The organism is Streptomyces sp. RP5T (genome assembly GCF_003933965.1).
Classification (GTDB): Bacteria; Actinomycetota; Actinomycetes; order Streptomycetales; family Streptomycetaceae; genus Streptomyces.
In genome coordinates this window covers 1-7836 of the sequence record NZ_RSAJ01000405.1, presented here as the reverse complement: position 1 = coordinate 7836, position 7836 = coordinate 1, and the positions used below count along the sequence as shown (strand labels likewise).

Here is a 7836-nt window from a genome sequence, read left to right as displayed (position 1 = left end):
CTGTGCTTGTCCGCCTTCGCGTTCGAGGGGCATGACGGACAGGCGGGCGGCGTCGGCGGCGACGGCTGAGCCGTAGTCGCGGCGGATCATGTGCAGGCACAGGTCCAGGCCCGCCGCGGCTCCGGCTGAGGTGAGGATCTGCCCGTTGTCGACGTACAGGACGTCCGGGTCGACGTCGATGTCAGGGTGGGTGGCGGCCAGGAGGCCAGCGGCGGCCCAGTGGGTGGTGGCCCGCAGACCGGCCAGGAGACCGGTGGCGGCCAGGGGGAAGGTGCCCGAGCAGATGGAGGCGATGCGCGTGCCGTCCTTGGCGGCTGCCCGCAGCGCGTCGCACACGTCCGAGGTGACCGGTGCGGCTGGTGTGGCGGTACCCGGCACGATGATCGTATCCGCGCCCCTGAGCCCGTCGAGACCCCAGGGCGCCCGCAGAGTGAAGGCACCGGTGTCGACCTCCGGCTGTTCGGCGCACACGCGGATCTGGTAACCGGGGCGCCCGTCCGGCAGCCGGGTGCGGGTGAAGACCTCGATCGGAGTGGAAAGGTCGAACGGGATCACTTGGTTCAGCGCGAGAAGGGCGACGGTGTGCATGGCCGGAAAATACCGCCCCGCCGGACGACAGTACCCGGTCTGGTGTCCCGAGATCTCCACTTCACCGCAGTTCAACGGCCTTTTCAGTGCGCTGGCATTATCCCGTTGACGAGTGTCACTCATGCCACTGGGAGACGAGGTGGCAGCCCGTTACGTTCGGACGCGTACCCGGCACAGGCCGGATCTCCCGCGTTCGAAGGACCCTTGATGCACACCCAGATTGTCTTGTTCGACGGCTTCGATCCGCTCGATGTCATCGCCCCCTACGAGGTGCTGTACGCGGGCGGCACTGCCTCCGCAGGCGCCGTGAGCGTGGAACTGGTCTCCGCCGAAAGCCCACGCGAAGTGGCCAGTGGCACCGGCGGGCTGACGCTGCATGCCACTGCCGCCCTCGACCCCGCGCGTGCCGGACTGATCCTGGTCCCCGGCGCCTCGGGCCGTGTAGGAGAACCCGGCGAGGTGCCTGACCACGACGCGGGGACCGGTCAATGGCAGCAGGACGAATTCATCCCCGTACTGCTGGGCCGCGCCCTGACCACCGAACTGCCCGCGCTGCTGAAGGCTGCGATGGAAAATCCCGAGGTGACAGTGAGCGCCGTATGTGGCGGCTCGCTCATCCTGGCCATGGCCGGCCTGCTGGAGGGACGCCATGCCACCACCCACCACATGGGTCTGGACATGCTCGACGCCACCGGTGTCCACGCGGTGAGCGCCCGCGTCGTCGATGACGGCGACCTCGTCACCGGCGCCGGCGTCACGTCCGGCCTCGACCTGGGGCTGTATCTCCTGGAGCGCGAGGTGGGCCCCCGGATCGCGCATGCCGTTGAAGGGCTGTTCGCCCATGAGCGCCGCGGCACTGTCTGGCGCAACACGGGCCCGGAGCCCGCGCGACTGTGACCTGAGCCTCACCACTTGCACCGCCCACTGGCACCACACCATGAGGAAGAGCAGCAGCATGTCCGTCGAAGGCACCTGGGACCTGTCCATCTCCACCCCCATCGGCAGGATCAAGGCCATAGTCGAGTTCCGACGTGAGGACGGTGTCCTCGTCGGGACCGCCCATGGGGAGGGGGAGGAAGTACCGCTCAACGACCTTGCCCTCGACGGTGATCGGCTCACGTGGAAGCAGGCCGTCACCAAGCCCATGCGGCTGAACCTGGCCTTCGCCGTCACGGTCCACGGCGACACCCTGGAGGGAACCTCCAAGGCCGGTCGCCTTCCAGCCTCGAAGGTGACCGGAGAGCGCCGCGCCCTCCAGACGGGCGCAGCGCACTGACCATGACTAAGCTCTTCCTCTCCTCGCGCGTCTAGGCTGCGGTCGTGGCCATCGGCCCGGTCACCGTCGCTGCCGGCATGTTCCGCCCCCGGTTCTTCGCCGCGACCGTGAACTCGCCGCCCTGCGCCACCTCCAGCCCCACCATCCGAGCGGCAAGCCAACTGGCCATGCTTAACGGCGACGGGCCGGGCAGTCAGCCATGAGGCTGGCGTCATCGAGGCACTGCACGGAATCCTGCTCGCCGAGTCGCATCCGACCCACGCCCCTGGTCTGGAATCCTGCCTCGCGTGAGAGAAGAGCTACTCGCCCGGCGGCAACTTGAAGAGATCGACAGATCCGTTCAGCCGATGGTGAAGCGCTGGTTCTGGGCGCCTCGGTCGCAGGGGGCGGTGCGGTAGTAGCCGTTGTCCTGCTCTTTGAGGCAGCGGCCCGTGCCGACGCTCTGGAGCATGATGGCGCTGCGGGCGGCGGGTTGGACGGTGCGCCACTTCTGATAGGAGCCGCCGTTGCAGGGAAGCGGGTAGACGTCGCCCCGGTCATTGCTGTCGAGGCAGCGGTCCCAGAAGTTGTTCTTGAGAGTGGTGCTGGTGTTGAGGCGGCCGTTCCACTGCCACAGGAGGCTGCCGCGTCCGGTGTTGCAGCGGTCGCTCTTGAGGCCGGTTTCGGAGTTCTCGCGCAGGCAGTCACCGTAGCGGTAGTTCGCGAAACGGCTGGTGGTGGTGGCAGCCGAGGCGGGTGCGGGGGCGAGGAGGGGGAGAGCGAGTCCGGCTGCGGCGATGAGGGCTGCGAGGGCTTTCCGGGTCGGGCGGCGCACTGGGGGTCTCCTTGCAGTGATCTTCAGGGGTACCTCGACAGGATCTCCGAGCATCACCCTCTATGCCGGCAAAAATGGAGAAAACCACCAGATCGAGCGGCTCATGTCGGCCGATCCGGTCCGGGTACGGCGCTGTGGCCGATCGTCGCGGGACGCTCAGGGCCGTCGCGTGAAAGCGCCGTTCCAATTCGTCCTGGCGGGACCGGGAAACGCTCTGGTGCGGCAGTTGGGGGGAGGCGGTCGGTTTCCGTGTAGTTGTCATGGCGTCAGATCTTCGGAGCCATGCGATAGCGGTTTGGATGGGCACGAAGTCGCGGAGAGGTGAGGTGAAGGGCCCGGTTGTCGCGTCCGGCACTCATGTGGTTGAGCCAGCGTTCGTACCAGTCGAGGAAGTCGGCGGCGGAGGAGTCGGAACTCAGGGCAGGGTCACCACGGGAGGTTCCCGGATCGGTCGATGAACTGTCCCGTCGGCCCGTCCGGGCCGATCGTCGCGAGGGTCACGATGGACTCGGCGCCGTCGGCGACGCTGTGTCCGAGGCCGCCGGTGAAGTCGGTCGCGGTCTGCCCGGGGTCTGCGGCGTTGACCTTCACGTCCTTCAGTTCCTTGGCGTACTGCGTCGTGAGCATCGTGACTGCGGCCTTCGAGGCGCAGTAGAGGGGCAGGGCATACTGCGACTCGATCCGCGCCGGGTCCTGGGTCATGCCGAAGGAGCCCATCCCGCTGGACACGTTGACGATGACGGGGTTCGCCGACTTGCGCAGCAGCGGGAGGAAGGCGTGCGTGACGCGCACGATCCCGACGACGTTCACGTCGAGCACGGCGCTCACGTCGGCCGCGGTGTACTCCTCGACGGGGCCGACCTTGCCGAGGACACCGGCGTTGTTGACCAGGACATCGATCGATCCCTCATGCGCGGCGACATCCGCGGCCGCGGCCTGGACCGAGGCGTCGTCGGTCACGTCGATCTGAACGAACCGGGCGCCGAGCGACTCGGCCGCGGCCCGACCGTGCTCACGGTCACGGGCACCGAGGACGACGGTGTGCCCCGCCTCGACGAGGCGACGAGCGGTTTCAAGACCGAGGGAAGTTGGCCCCGGTGATGAATGTGGTGGTCATGCTGGCTCCTCTTGGTCCGAACAGCACGGCCGTGCGCTGTTCACTCACTCCAGGCTGGGTCCGCGGGAGGGGTGGCGGGAGCTACGGGACTTCCTGGTACGGCGCGTACCACCCAGCAGCCCGGGTCCACCCAGCAGCCTGGTCCACCCAGCAGCCCGGTCCACCGGACGAGGCAGAACGCAGGCCCTCATCCCCGAGGAGACATCTTCTGGACGCCGATGGCCGCAAGGAGTAGTCCCCTGTCGCCGACCTGATCCCCGCCACGAGTCCCTGACCAGGACCACAGCAGCGGTGACTCCGCGCGTGGTCGGTGCTTCACCATCCCGACCACGCGCCCGACGCCACAGATGGCCAACGCCTGGAGCCGGCAGTCGTGTTCGCCGGGCGATGGTCAGTGCGTCGGAGGAGGCGATGGCGGGCCCCGGCGGCGTCGGAAGCCCGGTCAGGGAGACCGGCGTCCACGACGCTTTGTGGTGGCCTGCCGGGCCCGCGTCGCGGACGACGGCTTCTCCGCTGGGGCCAGCCGCACCTCGCACGTCACGGAGAGACCCGGGACCGGCCACGTGTGCAGCCCCTGGCGCAGGGCGTTCTCGGCGGCAGCGGTCCGGCGCAGGGGATAGCGGCGCGTGATCTGCCCGCCCGCCTCCACGAAGTGCGCGAAGAGGCGTTCGCCCGCCTCCGTCACCTCGGCACGCACGAAGGCGACCGGATCGTCCACGTGCCAGGTCAGCTCAGCCGTGGCGGCGAACGTGCCACCGCCGGAACTGGGCAGGGACAGCTCACGGTTGAGCCGTTGCGAGGTGAGGGCGACCTCGTAGTACGTGATGAGGGGCCACGACGTGCGCTTGCCGAGCGGCCGGTCAGCGTTGAGGAGGGTCAGCGAGCCGTCGGGAGGCAGCGTGTGCACGATCGCGGTGTTTCGGGGGTCCGGGGTCCGCAGGGAGCGCAGATCGCGGGTGGTGAAGGGGCCGCGGACGAGGTCTCGTTCCGGGGCGGACGGCAGGCGTGCGGCTCGCCTCCCCAGCAGGCTGTACCAGGCATCGGGCGGGTCGCCGGGTGAGAAGCGGGCTGCGGCGAGACCGGTGCGGCCGCCCGTCAGTTGCCCGTGGAGCACCGGGGAGATCACGACCAGAACGGTCCAGTCGCCAGGATCCGGCAGGCCCCTGACCTCATCGGGCGGCACGGTGTGCCAGAAGGTCGCGCGGATCGTCGGCGGATCCGCCAACTCCTGCAGTGTTCGCGGCAGTTCGTTCACCACCCGGGAGAGGAGGCTGAGGGCGACAGGGCCCGACAGGGGAAAGACGAGAGAGCAGTCCTCGTGGGCGTCCACCTCGGCGGGAGCTTCGGCCGGCTCGCTCTCCGAGAGCAGCCGTGCCAGAGCGCGGCTGACGGCGTTGCGCGTGGCGTCGGGCGTGCCCGGGGTGTGGCGCACGTCGAAGGAGACATGGTCGCCGTCCCGGGCGACAGCACGCAGTTGCCCGTACAGCCGCGCCATGGCCGGGGTCGGCTCGCCGTACCGCCTGAACGCCTCGTACGAGGCGACGGCCTCCGACGCACGTCCCAGACCTTCGAGAGCGAGCATGTGCAGCTCCCGCAGCTCGGCGCGGCCCGGGTGCGAGCGAAGGAGAGCGCCGAGATCTGTTGCTGCCCGGTCGAAGTCGCCCAGTTCCAGGTCGAGTTCGGCGCGACTGCGGTACAGGTCCCGACGCAGGCCGAGCAGCCGGTCGCGGGCCTTGCGGGCGGCGGGACCGGGTACCCCCTCGACGGGGTGGCCGTCCCACAGGTCGAGGGCGCTTTGGAGGGTGGCGCGCGCCTCCACCGGGGCTCCGCGCCGCCTGCGCTCCGCCGAGTCGGAGATCAGCCGCTCGAAGCGGTCGGTGTCGACGGCGTCCGGGCCGGTGTGCAGGGCGTAACCGCCCGCGGTGGTTGCCAGCAGCCCGGGGCCCAGCGCCTCGCGCAGGGCGGCCGCGTGATCGGCCAGGCGCTCCGCGCTCTGCGGAACGTCCTCGCCCCACAACCCCGCGGCCAGCTCGGAGTACGGGACCGGCCGGCCGTCGGCGAGGAGCAGCATGCAGAGAAGGGCCTGTTCCTGGGGCGAGCCGGCGGGCAGGACCCGGTCTCCCTGACTGATCCGCACCGGCCCGAGCAGTCGGTAGCGGTGCCGCCCGGCCACCGCGGCCTCCAGGGCCTGGCCGAACGACGGAGTGAGGAAGAGGTCCCTGCCGCGCCGCTGGGAGGCCGGGTCCGATGAGGTGAGCGGGGTGACGGCATCGCCGAACAGGGCACGGAACTCGCTGGGTACGCGGGTGAGGTCGCCGTGCGGACCCCTGGCGAGGTCGCCGATCAGATGTCCGAAGCGACGCAGGTCGCCGGACGCGTCACGGCGGCGTGCCGCGCCGAGGACGAAACCGGTGATCTTCACGGTGCCGTCCGGGCACACCAGTACGGCGTCCGCGGCCGGCCTGCCGTGCGCGAGACCTTGCTCGTGCACGGCCCTGAGCCCGAGCGCGACCTGCTGGGCGAGCGGCGCGAGCAGAGCGAAGGGCAGAGCGAAGTCGCCGTCGGCGGTGAGCTCCGCCACGCTGAGCCCTTCCGTGAACTCCGTGACCAGGAAGGCGAAGTGGTCGTCGAGGCCGTGGTCGAGGGCGGCGACCACATGGGGGTGTCGCACGACGGACAGGGCGCGCGCGTCGTCCATGAGTCGCCTGCCGTCCTCCGGCCGCTCGAAGGAGTACGCGTGCACGGCCACCGTCCGGCCGGACCGTGTGTCTTCCGCCTGCCACACCACGTCGCCGCCGCCCCTGCCGAGCCGCCGCACGATCCGGTACCGGCCCAGGAGCAGTCGGGCGGAGTCCACGGGGGTGTCGCCTCCCATCCGCCGCACGCTCTCCTGCCGCGCCCGCGCGAGCGGCTCGTTCCCGGCCGGTCGGTCGCCCGCACCTGGGGCCACCACCGGGAACTCCCCGCGCGCCACACCGGCCCGCGCGTCGATCAACGCACCGGTCCAGTTGAGGAGTTGGGCCGTGCGGTCGTGGACGGTACGGGGCAGCGTGCCCAGCAGTACTTCGCGGACGCCGGGACGGAAGGCGTACGTGCCCGGCGGCCCCGGTACGGCGACGAGCAGACCACTGAGGATGACCTCCGCCAGGTGCTGGGGCTGTGGCCATGGTTCGATCGCCGACTGCACGAGACGCATCATGGGAAGTACCGGCTCGCCCACCGCCACATGTCCGGCGAGGCGGAACGCCTCCGGCGAGGCGAGGGAGCGGAAACGCAGCACGAGTTCCTCGGCTGTGAGGGGGGCCGCGTAGTCCTCTGCCTCGTCGTCGACGGACGCGGGAGCCGGCCGGCCGGGCAACAGGGCCACGGAACTCACGAGCTGCTCCTCCGCGCTGTCGGCCACCAGCCTTGCCCAGGTGGACAGCCAGCGCGCCGAGGGCTCCAGGACGGGGATCGGCAGGGCGTCGTGGGGGAGACCGTCGGCCCCGTACGAGTGCACGGTGTACCGCGCGTTGGGCGTCACCCGCCCCGGTGCGGAGATCCGTGCCGTCAGCGCGGGCAGGGCGGTCGTGCGCCACAGGCGCTCCGGCAGCGGTTGCAGGATCGCGACCGGCATCTGCGCCGCCCAGGCACGCAGGGTCCGGTACCAGTCGTCCCCCGCCGCGCCCGCCCGCCACTGCGGACCCATGCAGTCGCTGACGAGCAGCGTGACCGTGCGGCCTGCCGTGTACGAGCGTGAACCGGCCGCCCCCGTGGTGCCGTCGGCGGCCAGCCGGTGCAGCTCCACCGTGCGGAACACCCCCGACTGGGCCAACGCCGTGTGCAGCTCATGGGCCAGCGCGCGCCACACGGGCATCGTCGGGCCGGTGTCGTAGACGAGACGCAGCGTGAGCCAGCGTTCCGTGGCCGGGCGCAGCACGGGCAACCACCACATGCCGAGCTGGGCGATGCGATGGGCGGTCTCCTCCTCGTCCAGTTCATGGCCGACCGGCGCGTCGACCCGGCGCTTCATGGGGCGCAGGGCGCGCTGGAGGGCGAGGG

The 7836-nt window shown here is 70.6% G+C and carries 6 protein-coding genes and 2 pseudogenes; 2 read left to right on the top strand and 6 right to left on the bottom strand.

Going from position 1 to position 7836, the window contains the following annotated elements; genetic code table 11:
- Positions 1–588 (bottom strand): GlxA family transcriptional regulator (locus tag EHS43_RS31440; protein ID WP_148104132.1); only part of this gene is annotated, 588 nt, incomplete at its 3' end.
- Between the two features lie 207 nt (positions 589–795).
- On the opposite strand from EHS43_RS31440, the gene EHS43_RS31435 reads away from it, so the two are divergent.
- Entirely contained in the window at positions 796–1485 is a 690-nt protein-coding gene (locus tag EHS43_RS31435) for a DJ-1/PfpI family protein (RefSeq protein ID WP_125194083.1), read from the top strand.
- 58 nt (positions 1486–1543) lie between these two features.
- Positions 1544–1864: a hypothetical protein gene (locus EHS43_RS31430; protein WP_125194082.1), complete on the top strand. Its 321-nt coding sequence runs from the start codon at positions 1544–1546 to the stop codon at positions 1862–1864.
- 31 nt (positions 1865–1895) lie between these two features.
- On the opposite strand, the gene EHS43_RS46750 is transcribed toward EHS43_RS31430, so the two are convergent.
- From EHS43_RS46750 to EHS43_RS31410, 5 genes and pseudogenes are all read right to left on the bottom strand, one after another.
- Positions 1896–2033 (bottom strand): hypothetical protein, encoded by a 138-nt coding sequence (locus EHS43_RS46750; RefSeq protein WP_185806493.1) that lies wholly within the window; start codon positions 2031–2033, stop codon positions 1896–1898.
- A gap of 171 nt (positions 2034–2204) precedes the next feature.
- Complete coding sequence (locus tag EHS43_RS31425) at positions 2205–2678, bottom strand: ricin-type beta-trefoil lectin domain protein (protein WP_125194081.1); 474 nt, start codon at positions 2676–2678, stop codon at positions 2205–2207.
- A gap of 266 nt (positions 2679–2944) precedes the next feature.
- Positions 2945–3091: pseudogene (locus tag EHS43_RS48210) on the bottom strand (SMI1/KNR4 family protein); the annotation flags it as partial.
- Positions 3092–3104: 13 nt separating this feature from the next.
- Positions 3105–3795, bottom strand: a pseudogene (locus tag EHS43_RS31415) (SDR family NAD(P)-dependent oxidoreductase).
- Between the two features lie 442 nt (positions 3796–4237).
- Positions 4238–7836 (bottom strand): SAV_2336 N-terminal domain-related protein (locus EHS43_RS31410; RefSeq protein ID WP_148104131.1); only part of this gene is annotated, 3599 nt, incomplete at its 5' end.

Coding starts and splice junctions, on each gene's coding strand:
- EHS43_RS31435 (WP_125194083.1), top strand. CDS start 796: ATGCACACCCAGATTGTCTTGTTCGACGGCTTCGATCCGCTCGATGTC.
- EHS43_RS31430 (WP_125194082.1), top strand. CDS start 1,544: ATGTCCGTCGAAGGCACCTGGGACCTGTCCATCTCCACCCCCATCGGC.
- EHS43_RS46750 (WP_185806493.1), bottom strand. CDS start 2,033: ATGGCCAGTTGGCTTGCCGCTCGGATGGTGGGGCTGGAGGTGGCGCAG.